Below are 17,637 nucleotides of genomic sequence, written 5' to 3'. Positions count from 1 at the left end.
AAAACCCCCCGGACCGCCGTGAAGTCCGGGGGGTTCGTCTATCCCGCCCAAAAAAGTTTATTCTTCTTTTTTAAACCATTTTTCCCACCACTTTTTCCGCTTGTGGGGAGCGGCGGGTTTTTCGCGCCCGGCTTTTTGATCCTTATAGATTTCTTTTCCGTAGCAAACCTGCTCGGGTTCAGTACCTTCGATAAAATAAGCGAAATATTTGGACGGACAGCTGGGCGCCGCCGCATAGCCTGTAGCAGGGTCAATATACATCCCTTTCACGCCTTCAGGCGGCTTTAAAGCTGCGGCGGGCGCGTTTTCAAGCGCTTTTTCCATAAATTTGGCCCAAATTTGTTTGGCATAGTTTTTCTCTGCGACGGCATCGATTGTCCGCTCTTTGTCATATCCCGTCCACACGCCTGAAGCAAGGCCGGGATAAAAGCCGATCATCCAGCTGTCGGTGCTGGTCGTTCCCGATTTTCCGGCGTATGGGCGCGTCAGCTGATCTGCGATCGTCCGCCCGGTAACAGATGTATAGCCGTTGAGTGATTTGTCGAACATTCCGCTCATCATGTTGGCCGTGATAAAAGCCGCTCTTGGGTCAAGGATTTGTTTGCTTCGCTTCGGTTTTTCGTAAAGAACCTCCCCGTTTGAATCGGTAATTTTCGTAATAAAGGAAGGTTCGATTTTTTTTCCGCCATTGGCAAACATGGCGTATCCGTTTACCATTTCAAGCGGCTTCACGGGGGATGTTCCGAGCGCAAGCGACGGCACTTTTTGCAGCGGGCTCGTGATGCCGAATTGTTTTGCAGCATCAATCAGTTTGTCCATGCCGAGGAAAAGGTGCGTTTTCACGGCGTAAATGTTATCGGACAAAGCCAGGGCCTGAAGAAGAGTGATCGGGCCGTCTGCGTAATAGCCGTGATAGTTGCTCGGCGAATAAGCGCTGCCTTGCCCGAGCTCAAATGTCGTTTCCGCGCTCCTCATCCGGGTGGCCGGCGTAAAACCGTTTTGAACAGCCGAATAATAAAGGAAAGGCTTCATGGTGGAGCCGGGCTGCCGCATAGCCTGGGTTACGCGGTTAAACGGGCTTTTTTCGTAGTCGCGTCCTCCGACAAGCGCAAGAACGCTGCCGTCGGACGGATTGATCGCTGTAAACCCTGCCTGAATGTCAGATGACGAATCAATCGTGCGTTCGATCGTGTCCTCGGCAATTTTTTGGAGACGCGGGTTGAGCGTGGTGAATACGTTGTAGCCGCCGGTTTCTGCTTGCTCCGGTGTCAAATGCAGCAAGCGCGCGATTTCTTTAACCGCTTCGTCATAAAAGTACGGAGCTGTTTTAGCGGTTGTTTGCTTATCCTGTTTTTCAAAGCGGAGCGGCAGTTTTTTCAGTTCTGCCGCCTGCTTTTTCGTCAGCTTGTTTTCTTTCTCCATCATTGTCAGGATCATTTCCTGGCGTTCTTTCGCCTTTTTTTCATTAACAAAAGGCGAATAAACGGAAGGGCCCTTTGGAATGCCGGCAAGCATCGCAGCTTCTGCCGCATTGATATCCTTGGCCCGTTTGCCAAAATACATCCGGGAAGCAGCTTCGATTCCGTAGGCTCCATGCCCGTAATAAATCGTATTTAAATAGCCTTCCAAAATATCTTTCTTTGTGTAGTTTTGTTCGAGCCGTATCGTATAAAAAGCTTCATTCCACTTTCTTTTCCATGTTTTATCGTGGCCGAGGTAGAGGTTTCTCGCATATTGCTGTGTAATGGTGCTGGCTCCCTGAACTTTGGACATCGCCTTTAGATCGGCGATGAGGGCGCCGCCCATCCTCATATAGTCGAAGCCGTGGTGCCGGAAGAAGTTCCGGTCTTCAACGGCAAGTGTGGCATCGATGACGGCGGGATTGATGCTTTTCAGCGAAACCCAGTACCGCTTTTGCCCGTAATGCGTCTCTCCCATCTGCTTTCCGCTTCCGTCATACAACACGGTAGACCTCGGCACCTGAATCGAAGGAGCGCCTTGCCATTTGGCTGCCAGGACCACCGTCATGACAACGATTGAAAGGAAGATCAGCATCAATGCTCCCATGAACAAAAATGCGCGTATCGTCTTGATAGTTAAACGGACCCGCTTGTCCGTCATCATGTCCATGTTCAAATCTCCTCCCGGATAAATAAATGTTCTTATCATTATGAGGAAAAAGAGGAGGGTTTAAACAAGCGGGAAGGAAAAAACCGCAGACCCTCTAGGAGGCGATTAACAGAGCAACCGGAGGAATCCTCAGTTTTGGCAGTCGCCGCTGCAGAATAAGCTTATGTACATCTGTGGCAAGCTCAGCCCAAAACGGCCGTCGGGAATGGAATGACTCCTGAAAATGAATCGATCCGTCTTTACAATCACCTGCAATTCCTCTATACTTTTTCCTTAGGCAAAAGCCGATGCTTCAGTGCAGAATAATCGTCGCCGCAGGCGAGAAAAATAGATGGAAATACAGCTTATCACGAAAGGAAGATGACGCTTTGAGCGGACTTTGGTACACAGAGAAGCAAACGAAAAACTTCGGCATTACGATGAAAATCAACAAGACTTTACATACAGAGCAGACGGACTTTCAAAAGCTCGAAATGGCCGAGACGGAAGAATTCGGCAACATGCTGTTTCTTGACGGCATGGTCATGACATCTGAAAAAGATGAATTTGTCTACCACGAAATGGTGGCGCATGTGCCCCTGTTTACGCATCCGAACCCTGAGCATGTACTTGTGGTCGGCGGCGGAGACGGCGGCGTCATCCGTGAAATTTTGAAGCATCAGAGCGTCAAAAAAGCGACGCTTGTCGATATCGACGGCAAGGTGATCGAATACTCTAAGAAATTTTTGCCTTCCATTGCAGGCAAACTTGACGATCCGCGCGTCGAAGTAAAGGTCGATGACGGCTTTATGCACATTGCAGAATCTGAAAATGAGTACGATGTCATCATGGTCGATTCAACCGAGCCTGTAGGGCCGGCTGTCAACTTGTTCACAAAAGGCTTTTACGCCGGCATAGCAAATGCGCTAAAGGAAGACGGCATTTTTGTTGCTCAGACGGACAACCCTTGGTTTACACCTGAACTGATCACTAACGTTCAGCGCGATGTAAAAGAGATCTTTCCGATTACAAAGCTGTATTTGGCCAACATTCCGACATATCCAAGCGGATTGTGGACGTTTACGATCGGTTCGAAAAAATACGATCCTCTTGAAGTGGAGGACAGTCGCTTCTTCGATATTGAGACGAAATACTATACAAAAGAAATTCATAAAGCGGCATTCGTCCTTCCGAAATTCGTCAGCGATTTAATCAAATAAAACAGTTTGGCGCAGGATGGTATTCTGCGCTTTTTTTCAGGGAGGTTTTTGAAGATGAGATTTGATGAAGCATATTCCGGCAAGGTGTTTATCGCAAGCCGCCCCGATTGGGAAGAGGCGGACGCCATCCTTTACGGCATGCCGATGGATTGGACGGTCAGCTACCGTCCCGGATCGCGCTTCGGTCCGGCGAGAATCCGCGAGGTGTCCATCGGGCTTGAAGAATACAGCCCTTATTTGGACAGGGAGCTTGACGAGGTTCATTTCTTTGACGCCGGCGACATCCCGCTGCCTTTCGGGAACCCGCAGAAGAGCCTCGACATGATTGAAGAATATGTTGACAGCATTTTAGAAAAAGGAAAATTCCCGCTCGGAATGGGAGGAGAGCACCTCGTTTCATGGCCGGTTATTAAAGCGATGTATAAAAAATATCCCGATCTTGCCATCATCCATATGGATGCGCACACAGATCTCCGCGTCGACTATGAAGGAGAGCCGCTCTCGCATTCGACGCCGATCCGCAAAGCAGCGGAACTGATCGGTCCCGGCAATGTCTATTCATTCGGCATCCGCTCCGGTATGAAAGAGGAGTTTGAATGGGCAAACGAAAACGGTATGCACATTTCCAAATTTGAAGTGCTTGAGCCGCTTAAATCCGTCCTGCCGAAACTCGCAGGGCGTCCGGTTTATGTAACGATTGACATCGATGTCTTAGATCCCGCTCATGCGCCGGGAACCGGTACGGTTGACGCCGGAGGCATCACATCAAAAGAGCTGCTCGCTTCGATTCACGAAATCGCCCGCTCAGACGTCAACGTCGTTGGAGGAGACCTGGTTGAGGTCGCTCCGGTCTACGACCATTCGGAACAAACCGCAAATACGGCAAGTAAGCTGATTCGCGAAATGCTGCTCGGCTGGGTGAAATAAACAGGCTGTCCTTTTTCGGGACGGCTTTTTTCTTAGAAAATGGTTTATCTTCCCGTCCGTTCTGTTAAGATGGTATAAAGGAGCAGCGGTTGAACTTTTTTTCCCGAATGATTATACTAATCAAGTCAAATCGGATCAAAAAAGGAAGTGTCGGAATGAACCAGGAGACACCCGTTAATATCCATGTGAAATCTGTTATCCGGGAAGGATCGGACACGGAAACGATCGAGTTCCGGACAACTGGGTTTTATTATATGAAAAAAGATAAAATATATCTTTCTTATCATGAAGAGCATGATGCGGGAAAGGTGAAGACGATCGTAAAAGCAAGCGAAAACGAAGTTCTGGTGATGCGTTCCGGCGCCATTGAAATGAAACAGCGTTTCAGGCCGGGCAGCCGCACCGTCACTCATTATAAAATGCCTTTCGGCAGGCTCGAGCTTGGCGTGGATACAAAATCCGTATCAGTCACCCGGCAGCCGCCAGACGGAAAGATCAGTGTTGAGTACGATATGATTGTAAGCGATGAACAAAAGCATTTACATATGATGTCGATTTCGTATAGAGGAGGACACGAGTCATGAACATAGTCGAACAAATGAAAGATGTGCTGAAGCAGGAAATTAAAGAAGCTGTCATGAAAGCCGGCCTCGCCGCAGAAAGCGAGATTCCCGAAGTCGTATTGGAAGTCCCGAAAGACAAGTCGCATGGAGACTATTCCACTAACATGGCGATGCAGCTGGCGAGAATCGCCAAAAAAGCGCCGCGGAATATTGCCGAGGAAATCGTCGCATCCTTTGATAAAGGAAAAGCGTCGATCGACAAACTTGATATCGCAGGACCGGGTTTTATCAATTTCTACATGAACAATCAATATTTAGCGAAGCTCATTCCGGCTGTGCTTGAAGCAGGAGAGGCCTACGGTGAAACAAATATCGGAGGCGGAGAACGCGTTCAGGTGGAATTCGTCTCAGCAAACCCGACGGGCAACCTGCATCTTGGACATGCCCGCGGAGCCGCTGTCGGAGATTCTCTCTGCAATGTACTTGAAAAAGCGGGGTATGAAGTGAGCCGCGAATATTACATCAACGATGCCGGCAATCAAATCAACAACCTCGCATTATCCGTCGAGGCCCGTTACTTTCAGGCGCTTGGAAAAGACAAGCCGATGCCTGAAGACGGATATCACGGCGAAGACATTAAGGAAATCGGCCGAAAGCTCGCCGATGAATTCGGCGACCGTTTTGTTCATGAAGAAGAGAGCGAACGCCTCGCGTTTTTCCGTGAATACGGCTTAAAGTACGAATTAGGCAAACTTCGTGAAGACCTCGAGAATTTCCGTGTCCCATTTGATGTCTGGTACTCAGAGACATCGCTTTACCAAAACGGAAAGATCGATCAGGCGCTCGAAGCCCTTCGCGAAAAAGGGCACATCTATGAAGAAGACGGGGCGACATGGTTCCGCTCGACGGCGTTCGGCGATGACAAAGACCGCGTCCTGATCAAAAAAGACGGGTCCTACACGTATCTTCTGCCTGACATCGCTTATCACAAAGACAAGCTTGACCGCGGCTTCCAAAAGCTGATCAACGTATGGGGAGCGGACCATCACGGCTATATCCCGCGCATGAAAGCGGCCATTGAAGCGCTCGGTTATGACAAAGAAACGCTTGAGGTCGAGATCATCCAGCTCGTCCATCTCTACAAGAACGGCGAAAAAATGAAGATGAGCAAAAGAACCGGAAAAGCTGTGACAATGCGCGATCTCATTGATGAGGTCGGCCTTGACGCGGTGCGTTACTTCTTTGCGATGCGCAGCGCCGATACGCACATGGACTTTGATCTTGACCTGGCTGTCTCCACATCGAATGAAAACCCGGTTTACTACGCGCAGTACGCTCATGCGAGAATTTGCAGCATGCTGCGACAAGGCGAAGAAAAAGGTATTTCATTTGAAGGGAACCTTGACCTGACGAAAATCGCTTCTGAAAAAGAGTATGATCTGCTTAAAGTGATCGGCTCGTTCCCTGAGGCTGTCTCCGATGCCGCAGAGAAGCGGATTCCGCACCGCATTACAAACTATATTTTTGAATTGGCATCTGTGCTCCACAGCTTTTACAATGCTGAGAAAGTTCTCGATCCGGCAGATGAAGAAAAAAGCCGGGCGCGTTTATCATTGATGAAGGCAACACAAATCACATTAAATAATGCACTCAAGCTGATCGGCGTATCAGCTCCTGAAAAAATGTAAAACGAATCCCCCGTCCTTTGAACGGGGGATTTTTTCTTGATTTGGTGAGGAGGCGTCTCACACAAGGAAGGTCCGTCGCCTTCCCTTATTGAACTTGAGCGTCAGAAAGAATCGATTGTGCTTTTCTTACTAACTCCTGCGCCATCTTCCCTTCGATGACAATCAGGCACTCATTTTCGCGATTGGCCATTCTGAACATTTCCAGTTCAATTAAATCTTTAATTTTGCACATTGTTTTTCTTGAGCATATATAAAGCTGATGTCTGGCTGAGCGGCAAAGTCTGTACAGCTCAATCAAGTTTTTTAATGTCATCGATTGTGCGCGGAGCTTAATCGACTCTGCTTGGTTCATCATATATCCCTCCGTATGTAATCATCACTTTGGTGAAATGTTACCCGCATGTTATGCAGGATAAACGTACGATTCATAAAAAATATGAAATCGATTTCGCCAGCCATTCGACGGGCCGCTGCATCACCGGCCGCTTCGCATACCGCTCCTTTGTCAGAAGCTCGGCGTGTTCAATACTTTCCTTGACGACGTCAAAGAATTGTTTTGTCCAGTCTTTATCATGGATGACGACATTCACTTCATCATTGAGAAACAGGCTTCGATTGTCAAAATTTGACGTTCCGATCATCACATGCCGGTCGTCGACGATCAATGCTTTTGCATGATAAAAGCCTCTGTAGTACCGGTAAATATAGCAACCCGCCTCCAAAAGTGCGGGAAAGTTCGTGTAGGCGGCCTCTTTGACAAGCGGATGGTCGGCTTTCATCGGCACGAGAACCAAGACGATCACGCCTCTTTCCCTGGCTGAAAGAACTGCTTGCTGCAAAGCCGGACTCGGAATATAGTACGGCGTGCAAATCATGATTCTTTCTTTTGCCTGATCAATAAATGAAATATATTTTTCTTCCAGAGAAAACCCCTTTGTCGCATGTATCGAATGGGTGACAGCTCCTTGATGGAGCGGCGGGAACATGCCGCTGTCCGGCTGTGATAGCGGCGCTTCTCTATTGAAGTCTGATAAAAAAATGTGCTGCAAGTCGGCAACACCTTCCCCCGTCATTCGCAAATGGTAATCCTTCCACGGGCCGAATTCCGCTTTTTTACCAAGGTATTCTTTCGCAATGTTAAATCCGCCCACATAGCCGATCTTTCCGTCTATGACGGCGATTTTCCGGTGATTTCTTGCATTCAGTCGATAAAAGAAATAAGGGAAGCCCGGATTGTTGACAAAAAAAACGTGCGCTCCGCTTTGTTTCAAGTCTGACAGCGTTTTTTTCTTTACCTTCATCGCGCCGATCCGGTCAATCAGCAAGCGTACGCATACGCCGGCTTTCGCTTTATCCTTCAGCATTTTTAAAAATTCAAGGCTGATATCATCGTTCTTCACAATATAAAACATGACATGCACCGACGATTCGGCCTGGCGGATGTCATCCAGCAGCCGCTCACACAAGTCTTCTCCGTTATGAATCAGTTCAATATCGCTTTTCTTCTCTGAAAAAACGGGTTCGTAGGCTTTCCTTTCAAAGGCTTTGCGGCCGAAACGGAAATCGAGCGCAAGAAGCAGGATGAGAAAACATACCATAATCATAAGCGGCACCAATGAAGACACTCCCTTTTTTCGTGTAAAGAATAGTGTCCCCCTAATTTCCTGCATTTATGAAAACATATTGACTGAACACTCATTCATTATTTAAGATAAAGGTAGTTCAAGGGGATTTAAGGTTGGGGAAATGAAAGGGGGAGCAGCTGATGAATGTCTTATTGTGGTTGAATTTCATTGCGTTTTTAGGTGTAACCGCTTACGCCGTTTATCTGTTTGTCTACTTGATCCGAACGAGAATCAGTTACATCAGGCTCGGACAAAAAGAGGATTTTGATAAGCGGACGAAGGAGCGCCTTCAAAAGATATGGGAGAACGTGTTCGGCCAAAAGAAACTGCTTAAAGATAAAAAAAGCGGCATTATCCACGTCATGTTTTTTTACGGCTTTATTCTCGTTCAGTTCGGAGCGATCGATTTTATTTTGAAAGGGCTCGTTCCCGATCAAAGACTTCCGCTTGGCAGCGTCTACCCGGCGTTTACGTTTTTTCAGGAAATCGTCACGTTGATGATTTTAATTGCGGTGGTCTGGGCCTTTCACAGGCGCTATATTGAAAAACTCGTCAGACTGAAGCGTAATTTGAAGTCGGGGATCGTGCTCATGCTGATCGGCGGCTTGATGTTTACCGTTTTACTCGGAAACGGTATGAACATGATCTGGCATGAACATTCATTATCATGGCACGAACCGATGGCATCAGGCATCGCTTTTGCCCTCGGCTTCATGGGAGAAACCGCCTCAGCGGCAGTGTTCTATGCGGCATGGTGGGCGCATCTTCTTATCTTACTGACATTTTTAGTCTATGTGCCGCAGTCAAAGCACGCCCACTTAATTGCCGGACCGGCAAACGTATTTTTCAGCCGGCTGACAAACCCGGGAAAGCTTCAAAAAATCGATTTTGAAGATGAAACAAAAGAAACGTTCGGCGTCGGACGGATCGAGGAATTCAGGCAATCCCAGCTGATCGATCTTTACGCGTGCGTTGAATGCGGGCGCTGTACCAATATGTGCCCGGCTACCGGAACAGGCAAGATGCTTTCGCCAATGGATCTGATTTTGCGGCTCAGAGACCATTTGACAGAAAAGGGAGCAGCAGTAACATCGAAAACGCCTTGGGTTCCCGCGCCTCTCTTTCAGCATACGAAAGGCAACCAGCTGGCCATGGCGGCGGGAGGAGAAGGATCAAGAGAAGCGGCTGCTTCAGAGCTATACAATCCGAGCTTAATCGGCGACATCATCACCGAAGAGGAAATTTGGGCATGCACAACGTGCCGGAATTGTGAAGATCAGTGCCCGGTCATGAATGAGCACGTCGACAAGGTCATCGATCTCCGCCGCTATCTCGTGCTCACAGAAGGAAAAATGGATGCAGATGCCCAGCGCGCCATGACGAGCATTGAAAGACAGGGTAACCCTTGGGGATTAAACAGAAAAGAACGCGAAAACTGGCGTGACATGAGAGACGACGTTAAGGTGCCGACAGTGAAAGAAATGAAGAAAAAAGGCGAGTCCTTTGAATACCTATTCTGGGTCGGGTCGATGGGATCGTATGACCGGAGAAGCCAGAAGATCGCCATGGCTTTCGCGCGCCTTCTCAATCAAGCCGGGGTCACGTTCGCGATTTTAGGCAATAAAGAAAAAAATTCAGGCGATACGCCGAGGCGGCTTGGCAACGAGTTTTTATTCCAGGAGCTTGCCGCAAAAAACATTGAAGAATTTGAAAAAAATGATGTTCGAAAAATTGTAACCATCGATCCGCATGCATACAATATTTTTAAAAATGAATATCCTGATTTTGGTCTGAAAGCGGAGGTGTATCATCATACAGAAATTCTCGCTGCCCTTATTGAAGAAGGAAGGCTGAAACCTGAGTTTCCGGTTCGCGAAACCGTCACCTTTCATGATTCATGCTATTTGGGCCGCTACAATGAGGTTTACGAACCGCCGCGCGATATTCTGCGCTCCATTCCGGGTATCCATTTAGTGGAAATGGAACGCAGCCGTGAAAACGGAATGTGCTGCGGAGCTGGGGGCGGTCTCATGTGGATGGAGGAAGAGACGGGCACAAGGATCAACGTTGCCAGAACGGAGCAGGCGCTCAGCGCTTCACCTTCTGTCATCAGTTCGGGCTGTCCGTATTGTTTGACGATGCTAGGCGACGGAACAAAAGCCAAGGAAATGGAGGATCAGGTCGGCACCTACGATGTGGCGGAGCTGCTTGAACGCGCCGTATTCGGCTCAGAACAAAAAGAACATGCTTCATAGACGGATTTCAGGTTTTGAATAAAGAAGGTGTGAGCCGGATCTCCGCCTTCTTTTATCTTCGGTATGCACAAATCATGATAAGGGGAGAGGATGTCAGGTGGCGAGATCGGTTATTGCAGGCGGCGCGCGCACGCCTTTTGGAAAACTCGGGGGCGCGCTTCAGTCAAAGACGGCAGCGGAGCTCGGCGGAATCGCCGTAAAAGAAGCATTAAAACGTTCTGGTGTACATCCTGAGGATGTCGATGAAGTCATTATGGGTTCCGTTCTTCAAGGCGGACAGGGGCAACTGCCGTCGAGACAGGCTGCGCGTTTTGCGGGACTGCCATGGGACGTCAAAACGGAAACGATTAATAAAGTGTGCGCTTCAGGTTTAAGAAGCGTCACAATGGCGGATCAGATCATCCGGGCCGGTGATGCGGAGGTCATTGCAGCAGGAGGTATGGAATCGATGTCAAATGCCCCTTATTTGCTTCAAAAAGCGAGATGGGGGCTGAGAATGGGAGACGGAGCGGTTAAAGATTTGATGATCACAGACGGGCTGACATGCTCATTTACGGGTGTTCATATGGGCTCCTACGGAAATGCCGCTGCGAAAGAGTTGGAGATTACAAGAGAAGAGCAGGATCGATGGGCGCTCAGGAGCCACATGCGGGCCGTACAGGCTGCAGCTTCAGGTGCGCTCGGAGAAGAGATTGTCCCTGTTTGTATACCGCAGAAGCGGGGCGGCGAATTAACGGTTGATCAAGATGAAGCTCCGCGGCGCGATACGTCATTGGAAAGGCTGTCACAGCTTGCTCCGGTTTTTGACCACGACGGGACAATTACTGCGGGAAACGCGCCGGGGGTAAATGACGGAGCATGCTCGCTTATCGTGATGAATGAAGACAGGGCAAAGGAACTCAATGTGAATGTGTCCGCCGTCATTAAAGCGCACACATCCATTGCAGTCGAAGCCAAAGACTTCCCGAAAACCCCAGGGCTTGTCATCAGAGAACTGCTTAACAAAACCGGAGCTGAGCTTTCTGATATCAAACTGTTTGAAATCAATGAAGCGTTCGCCGCGGTAGCTTTGGCAAGCGGAAAGATCGTGGGCCTTGACATGGAGAAGGTCAATGTCAACGGCGGCGCCATCGCGCTAGGTCATCCGATCGGCGCGAGCGGGGCAAGAATCATTTTGACGCTTATGTACGAATTAAAACGGCGCGGCGGCGGTACAGGTATTGCTGCCATTTGCAGCGGCGGCGGTCAGGGAGACGCCGTGATGATCGAGGTATAAAAAAGGGGGATTTTAAATGAAAAAAGACACGATCATGGTCATCGGAGCCGGCCAGATGGGGGCCGGGATCGCCCAGGTCTCTGCCCAGGCCGGATACAATGTTTACATGTACGACGTATCACCTGACCAAATTGAAAAGGGAATGAAGCGCATTTCCGGCCAGCTAGTCAGACAGGCGGAAAAAGGCAAGCTTCCGCATGGAGACGTACAGCAAATCTACCAGCGTCTTTCTCCTTCGGCTTCGCTCGACGATGCGCGGGAAGCTTTTCTCATCATTGAAGCGGCTGTTGAGCAAATGGATGTAAAAAAAGAGATTTTCAAACGGCTTGATGAAGTGACCGAAGACTCAGCCCTATTGGCATCAAATACATCTTCATTGTCGATTACGGAACTCGCTTCCGTCACGAAAAAACCTCAAAATGTCATCGGCATGCATTTTATGAACCCGGTTCCGGTCATGCAGCTTGTCGAGGTCATCAGGGGGCTTGAGACGAGCGGCGAAACATATGAAACCGTCGTGGCTGCGGCGGAGCGGATGAACAAGGTTCCGATCGAGGTGCGGGATTTTCCGGGATTTATCTCTAACCGCATTTTAATGCCGATGATTAACGAGGCGATTTTTGCGCTTTATGAAGGCGTCGCCGAGAAAGAAAGCATAGACGGAATCATGAAGCTTGGCATGAACCATCCGATGGGCCCGCTGGCTCTCGCTGACCTGATCGGTCTGGATACGTGTCTGTATATTATGGAGACGCTGCATGAAGGTTTTGGCGATGATAAATACCGGCCTTGTCCGCTCCTTAAACAATATGTCAGCGCAGGACGTCTCGGAAAGAAAACGGGCAGAGGGTTTTATACGTACGAAAAGCAGCCGACATAAGGAGGGGTGACCTTGAATTTTCAGTTTACAGAAGAGCAGACCCGCATGCAGAAGATTGTCAGGCAATTTGTTAAACAGGAGGTCGCTCCTTTTGTACCTGAAATGGAGAAAGGACGTTTTCCAACCTCTCTTTTGAAGAAAATGGCGGAGCGCGGCTGGATGGGGCTTCCGATTCCGGCTAAGTACAGCGGGGCCGGTCATGACTTTATCACCTATATAATGATCATCCATGAGCTGTCAAAGAAAAGCGCCGTTCTTGGCGCGGTTCTATCTGTACACACGTCAATTGTCACCATTCCCATTCTTTTATACGGAAATGAGCGGCAAAAAGAACATTATGTTAAAAAGCTGGCAGCAGGGCAGTACTTGGGAGCCTTTTGTTTAACCGAACCGAGTGCCGGTTCCGATGCGGGCAGTCTAAAAACCAGGGCCGAAAAGCGCGGCGATACCTATGTGCTCAACGGTACGAAAGTTTTTATCACAAACGGCGGAGCCGCCGACATTTATCTTGTTTTTGCTTCAACCGATCCGAAAGCGGGAACGGGGGGCATTTCGGCTTTTATCGTGGAGAAGGGCACGCCGGGCTTTTTTATTGGGAAAAATGAAGAGAAAATGGGGCTTCACGGTTCACTGACGGTCACTTTAAATTTTGATAACGCTGTCATCCCCGCCCGGCAGCTGCTGGGGAAGGAAGGTAAAGGATTCAAAATGGCCCTTTCCAATCTGGATACCGGGCGGATCGGAATTGCGGCGCAGGCTCTGGGCATCGCCGAAGGAGCGCTTTCTGAAGCCATCGAATTTCTAAAAATATGGTATCCGGACGGAGAGCTGTATAAGAACGGACAAGGGCTTGCTTTTAAGCTGGCCGACATGGCGGCGAGGACAGAGGCTGCCAGGCTTCTCGTTTATCAGGCCGCTTCGCTGAAACAACAAGGCGTCCAGACGGGAAAGGCTGCTTCAATGGCCAAACTGTTCGCTTCGGAAACGGCAATGTATGTCGCCGGAGAGGCCGTGCAGCTGCTCGGAGATTTTGGATATACAAAGGATTTCAGCGCTGAACGATATTTCAGGGATGCGAAAGTGTGTGAAATTTATGAGGGCACAAGCGAGATCCAGCGGATCGTCATCGGTAAGCATTTATAAGGGGGGAAAAGAATGATCTTTAAGCTGAGTGAAGAGCACCAAATGATACAGAAGATGGTGCGCGACTTTGCCCGTCAAGAGGTGGAGCCGACTGCAAAGGAGCGGGATGAGGAAGAGCGGTTTGACATAGAACTATTTTCCAAAATGGCGGAATTGGGGTTGACGGGAATACCGTGGCCTGAGGAATACGGGGGGATCGGCAGTGACTACCTCGCCTATGTCATCGCAGTAGAAGAGCTTTCGAAAGTCTGCGCCTCAACGGGCGTCACCTTGTCAGCCCATACTTCGCTTGCAGGCTGGCCGATTTATGCATTTGGAACGGAAGAACAGAAGCAGGAATACTTAAAGCCGATGGCCCGCGGTGAAAAGATAGGCGCCTACGGATTGACGGAGCCCGGTTCAGGCTCTGATGCCGGCGGCATGAAAACGACCGCGGTCAGAAATGGTGATGATTATATTTTAAATGGAACGAAGATCTTTATCACAAACGGCGGAATTGCAGACATCTACATCGTGTTTGCCAACCTTGCGCCGGAACAGAAGCACAAAGGCACAACCGCTTTTATCGTTGAAAAGGATTTTCCCGGTTTTTCTGTCGGAAAAAAAGAAAGGAAGCTGGGCATCCGTTCATCGCCGACAACCGAAATTATCTTTCAGGACTGCCGCGTGCCTTTAAAAAACCGCCTTGGCGGGGAAGGTGAAGGCTTTAAAATCGCAATGCAGACGCTTGATGGAGGAAGAAACGGAATTGCCGCTCAAGCCGTCGGGATTGCCCAGGGTGCATTTGAGGCGGCGAAGGCGTATGCGAAAGAGCGGAAGCAATTCGGCAGGCCGATCGCTGAGCAGCAGGGCATCGCTTTTAAACTGGCTGATATGGCGACGGAGATTGAAGCTTCAAGGCTTTTAACCTACCAGGCGGCATGGCTGGAATCAGAGGGGCTGCCTTATGGAAAAGCTTCCGCGATGTCGAAGCTATATGCAGGGGATACGGCTATGAAAGTGACGACGGAGGCCGTGCAAATATTCGGCGGATACGGCTACACAAAGGATTATCCGGTCGAGCGCTTTATGCGCGATGCAAAAATCACTCAAATCTATGAAGGAACGCAGGAAATACAGAAGCTCGTCATTTCGAGAATGCTGATGAAATAAGGGCGGAAAACAGCCGTCTGGCACGGTTTGGACTGCTGCCGGCGGACAGGCCGCCGACGCAGTTTTTTTCGTTTTCAAGGGGCCGGACGCTCCCGGCTGTTCTATGTTTCAATCCCGCTTGCCGCCGATTTCCAATGCAACAGGTAAAAATTATTGAATTAACGGGAATAAAGGTGGCATAAAGTGATTTCTTTTGTTTATAATGAGAGGTATGGTTTGTCGTAAAGACAGGGATTACATGCTTATTTTCTATGACAGAGATAGTAGATACATACATGAAGATAGAAAGGGAGTGTCTGGCGATGAGTTTGAAACAATACTCAGAGGAACAGCTAAAGGAAATGGCTTTAGTTGAAATCGCATACGAAATTTTTTCGGAACACAAAAAACCGATTACATTCCAGGAGCTAACAGATCAAGTGGCTTCCTTGCTTGGAATGGGGAAAGAAGAGCTGGAAGACCGCATCGCCCAGTTCTACACAGATTTAAATATCGACGGACGCTTTTTGGCGCTGTCAGACCAAACGTGGGGCCTGCGCAGCTGGTATCCGTATGATCAGCTTGATGAAGAAACACAACCGACTGTAAAAGCGAAAAAGAAAAAAGCGAAAAAAGTGGTTGAAGAAGATCTTGATCTTGACGAATTCGAAGAAATCGACGAGGATGATATTCTTCTTGACGATGTCGAAGACGACTTGGACATTGCCGCCGATGAATTCGAAGAAATCGATGAAGCCGACGATGATGAACTGGATGATCTTGAAGACGAGATCCTGGACGATGATGATGAAGATTTTGAAGAAGAGGAAGACGAGGAGTAATTTTGCCGCCTGAACGGAATTCATGTTTAAATCGATCTTGACTTTCACAGGCGAACTATGTAGTATGTATTTTGGGCTCTTCAAAACGAAGAGATTCGAGTGATACGGACTATCAGCTCCCTTTCAAGAAATTGAAAGGGAGCTTTCTTGTTTTTCCGCCTCCTTATCATTTAAATCATTTAGAAAAGATCTAAATGATTTTTCATAAAAAGAGCATTTTAAGGAATAAGCGTTAATCGAAGAGAGGGGTACAGAAATGACAAAATATATCTTTGTAACCGGAGGAGTTGTATCCTCGCTTGGAAAAGGAATTACGGCGTCTTCGCTCGGCCGCCTGCTGAAGAACAGAGGTTTGAATGTCACCATTCAAAAATTTGACCCGTATATCAACGTAGACCCGGGGACAATGAGTCCGTATCAGCACGGTGAAGTGTTCGTAACCGACGACGGTGCGGAAACGGATCTTGACCTCGGCCACTATGAGCGCTTCATCGACATCAATTTAAATAAATACAGCAACGTGACAACAGGAAAAATCTATTCCACGGTGCTGAAAAAAGAGCGCAGAGGCGATTATTTAGGCGGTACTGTACAGGTTATACCTCATATCACAAATGAAATTAAAGACCGCGTATTCCGCGCCGGAAAAGAAACGGGCGCTGATGTCGTGATCACCGAAATCGGCGGAACCGTCGGTGATATCGAATCGCTGCCGTTTCTTGAAGCGATCCGCCAGATCAAGAGCGATGTCGGCCGCGACAATGTGATGTACATTCACTGTACGCTAGTTCCATATCTTAAAGCGGCGGGAGAAATGAAAACAAAGCCGACTCAGCACAGCGTAAAAGAACTGCGCAGCCTCGGCATTCAGCCAAATGTCATCGTCGTGAGAACAGAAATGCCGATTTCTCAGGACATGAAAGATAAAATCGCGCTGTTCTGCGATATCGATCCTAAAGCCGTCATCGAGGCCGGCGATGCGGATACGCTCTACTCCATTCCTCTCGACCTGCAAAAACAAGGGCTGGACAGCTTAGTCTGCAGCCACTTGAAGCTGAATTGTAGAGAAGCCGATATGGAAGAATGGAAAGAACTTGTCAAAAAGGTGAAAAGTCTGTCCAAAACGGTGACAATCGCTTTGGTTGGTAAATACGTCGAGCTCCCGGATGCCTACATTTCAGTTGTGGAATCGCTTCGCCATGCGGGTTATGCGTTTGACGCAGACATTCAGGTTAAATGGATCAATGCGGAAGAAGTGACGGAAGACAACGTTGCCGATCTTGTTCAGAATGCGGATGGTATTCTTGTGCCGGGCGGATTCGGAGACCGCGGTGTTGAAGGGAAAATCACGACAGTCAAATATGCCCGCGAACAAAAGATTCCGTTCTTCGGCATTTGCCTCGGAATGCAGGTGGCATCGATTGAATACGCAAGAAATGTGCTCGGTCTTGAAGGAGCGCACTCAGCCGAAATCGATCCTTCCACACCGTATCCGATTATCGACCTTCTCCCTGAACAAAAGGACATTGAAGACCTTGGCGGAACACTGCGTCTCGGACTTTATCCGTGCAAGCTTCAAGAAGGGTCGAAAGCGTATCAGGCATATGAAAATGAAGTGGTCTATGAACGCCACCGCCACCGCTATGAATTCAACAACGAATTCAGACAGCAGATGGAAGAAGCCGGATTTGTATTTTCCGGGACAAGCCCTGACGGCCGTCTCGTGGAGATTATCGAGCTTAAAGATCATCCATGGTTTGTCGCGTCTCAGTTCCACCCTGAATTCACGTCAAGACCGACAAGACCTCAGGCTCTGTTCAGAGACTTCGTACATGCTTCGCTGAAGACTTCGGAAAAGCTGTAAAAAAGAAAAAGGCCTGCCGGCACATCACGCCGGCAGGCCTTTTTTGGATTTTTCTGGTGATAATGGCGGCCCGAACTGGTACTATATTCATTAAGGCCGGCCCCACCGTCATTA

14 protein-coding genes are annotated in these 17,637 nt (G+C 48.7%); 11 read left to right on the top strand and 3 right to left on the bottom strand.

Annotation, left to right across the window (positions count from 1 at the left end; genetic code table 11):
- Positions 1-57 precede the first annotated feature (57 nt).
- On the bottom strand, positions 58-2,130 hold the full coding sequence (locus MHB72_RS20410) for a transglycosylase domain-containing protein (protein WP_216919314.1): 2,073 nt from the start codon (positions 2,128-2,130) through the stop codon (positions 58-60).
- A 368-nt stretch (positions 2,131-2,498) separates the two neighbouring features.
- On the opposite strand from MHB72_RS20410, the gene speE reads away from it, so the two are divergent.
- From speE to argS, 4 genes are all read left to right on the top strand, one after another.
- Positions 2,499-3,329, top strand: a complete 831-nt coding sequence (gene speE, locus MHB72_RS20405) for a spermidine synthase (protein WP_035337912.1) — start codon at positions 2,499-2,501, stop codon at positions 3,327-3,329.
- A gap of 54 nt (positions 3,330-3,383) precedes the next feature.
- Positions 3,384-4,256 (top strand): agmatinase, encoded by an 873-nt coding sequence (speB, locus tag MHB72_RS20400; protein ID WP_023857051.1) that lies wholly within the window; start codon positions 3,384-3,386, stop codon positions 4,254-4,256.
- 155 nt (positions 4,257-4,411) lie between these two features.
- Complete coding sequence (locus MHB72_RS20395; protein ID WP_023857052.1) at positions 4,412-4,840, top strand: DUF1934 domain-containing protein; 429 nt, start codon at positions 4,412-4,414, stop codon at positions 4,838-4,840.
- A complete protein-coding gene (gene argS, locus MHB72_RS20390) occupies positions 4,837-6,507 on the top strand; it encodes an arginine--tRNA ligase (RefSeq protein ID WP_216919315.1) in 1,671 nt (556 codons plus the stop codon). The genes MHB72_RS20395 and argS overlap by 4 nt, the downstream gene beginning before the upstream one ends.
- Positions 6,508-6,592: 85 nt before the next feature.
- On the opposite strand, the gene MHB72_RS20385 is transcribed toward argS, so the two are convergent.
- Positions 6,593-6,859, bottom strand: a complete 267-nt coding sequence (locus tag MHB72_RS20385) for a hypothetical protein (RefSeq protein ID WP_023857054.1) — start codon at positions 6,857-6,859, stop codon at positions 6,593-6,595.
- Between the two features lie 73 nt (positions 6,860-6,932).
- Positions 6,933-8,123, bottom strand: a complete 1,191-nt coding sequence (cls, locus tag MHB72_RS20380) for a cardiolipin synthase (RefSeq protein ID WP_216919316.1) — start codon at positions 8,121-8,123, stop codon at positions 6,933-6,935.
- Positions 8,124-8,272: 149 nt separating this feature from the next.
- On the opposite strand from cls, the gene MHB72_RS20375 reads away from it, so the two are divergent.
- The 7 genes from MHB72_RS20375 to MHB72_RS20345 all read left to right on the top strand — a co-directional run bounded on the left by MHB72_RS20375 (position 8,273) and on the right by MHB72_RS20345 (position 17,523).
- Positions 8,273-10,387: a (Fe-S)-binding protein gene (locus MHB72_RS20375; RefSeq protein ID WP_216919317.1), complete on the top strand. Its 2,115-nt coding sequence runs from the start codon at positions 8,273-8,275 to the stop codon at positions 10,385-10,387.
- A gap of 97 nt (positions 10,388-10,484) precedes the next feature.
- Entirely contained in the window at positions 10,485-11,663 is a 1,179-nt protein-coding gene (locus tag MHB72_RS20370; protein ID WP_216919318.1) for an acetyl-CoA C-acetyltransferase, read from the top strand.
- Between the two features lie 16 nt (positions 11,664-11,679).
- Positions 11,680-12,543: a 3-hydroxybutyryl-CoA dehydrogenase gene (locus MHB72_RS20365; protein ID WP_216919319.1), complete on the top strand. Its 864-nt coding sequence runs from the start codon at positions 11,680-11,682 to the stop codon at positions 12,541-12,543.
- Between the two features lie 12 nt (positions 12,544-12,555).
- On the top strand, positions 12,556-13,686 hold the full coding sequence (locus MHB72_RS20360; RefSeq protein WP_216919321.1) for an acyl-CoA dehydrogenase family protein: 1,131 nt from the start codon (positions 12,556-12,558) through the stop codon (positions 13,684-13,686).
- Positions 13,687-13,698: 12 nt separating this feature from the next.
- Positions 13,699-14,838 carry an acyl-CoA dehydrogenase gene (locus tag MHB72_RS20355; RefSeq protein WP_216919323.1) on the top strand — a complete coding sequence of 380 codons (1,140 nt, stop codon included), beginning with the start codon at positions 13,699-13,701 and terminating at the stop codon, positions 14,836-14,838.
- Between the two features lie 302 nt (positions 14,839-15,140).
- A complete protein-coding gene (rpoE, locus tag MHB72_RS20350; protein ID WP_023857062.1) occupies positions 15,141-15,659 on the top strand; it encodes a DNA-directed RNA polymerase subunit delta in 519 nt (172 codons plus the stop codon).
- A 256-nt stretch (positions 15,660-15,915) separates the two neighbouring features.
- The gene (locus MHB72_RS20345) at positions 15,916-17,523 is read left to right on the top strand and encodes a CTP synthase (RefSeq protein ID WP_103749415.1); all 1,608 of its coding nucleotides are present in this window, start codon (positions 15,916-15,918) and stop codon (positions 17,521-17,523) included.
- Positions 17,524-17,637 lie beyond the last annotated feature (114 nt).

Origin of the sequence: Bacillus sp. FSL K6-1284, from assembly GCF_038002625.1 — a bacterium.
In the GTDB taxonomy this organism is placed as follows: Bacteria; Bacillota; Bacilli; order Bacillales; family Bacillaceae; genus Bacillus; species Bacillus paralicheniformis.
Note: the sequence above shows the minus strand (reverse complement) of the source record. Positions and strands in the feature narration are given on the sequence as shown.

Bases quoted from the DNA above. Each gene is read 5' to 3' on its own strand.
- MHB72_RS20410 (WP_216919314.1), bottom strand. From the start codon at position 2,130: ATGGACATGATGACGGACAAGCGGGTCCGTTTAACTATCAAGACGATA.
- speB (WP_023857051.1), top strand. From the start codon at position 3,384: ATGAGATTTGATGAAGCATATTCCGGCAAGGTGTTTATCGCAAGCCGC.
- MHB72_RS20395 (WP_023857052.1), top strand. From the start codon at position 4,412: ATGAACCAGGAGACACCCGTTAATATCCATGTGAAATCTGTTATCCGG.
- argS (WP_216919315.1), top strand. From the start codon at position 4,837: ATGAACATAGTCGAACAAATGAAAGATGTGCTGAAGCAGGAAATTAAA.
- MHB72_RS20385 (WP_023857054.1), bottom strand. From the start codon at position 6,859: ATGAACCAAGCAGAGTCGATTAAGCTCCGCGCACAATCGATGACATTA.
- MHB72_RS20375 (WP_216919317.1), top strand. From the start codon at position 8,273: ATGAATGTCTTATTGTGGTTGAATTTCATTGCGTTTTTAGGTGTAACC.
- MHB72_RS20365 (WP_216919319.1), top strand. From the start codon at position 11,680: ATGAAAAAAGACACGATCATGGTCATCGGAGCCGGCCAGATGGGGGCC.
- MHB72_RS20355 (WP_216919323.1), top strand. From the start codon at position 13,699: ATGATCTTTAAGCTGAGTGAAGAGCACCAAATGATACAGAAGATGGTG.
- rpoE (WP_023857062.1), top strand. From the start codon at position 15,141: ATGAGTTTGAAACAATACTCAGAGGAACAGCTAAAGGAAATGGCTTTA.
- MHB72_RS20345 (WP_103749415.1), top strand. From the start codon at position 15,916: ATGACAAAATATATCTTTGTAACCGGAGGAGTTGTATCCTCGCTTGGA.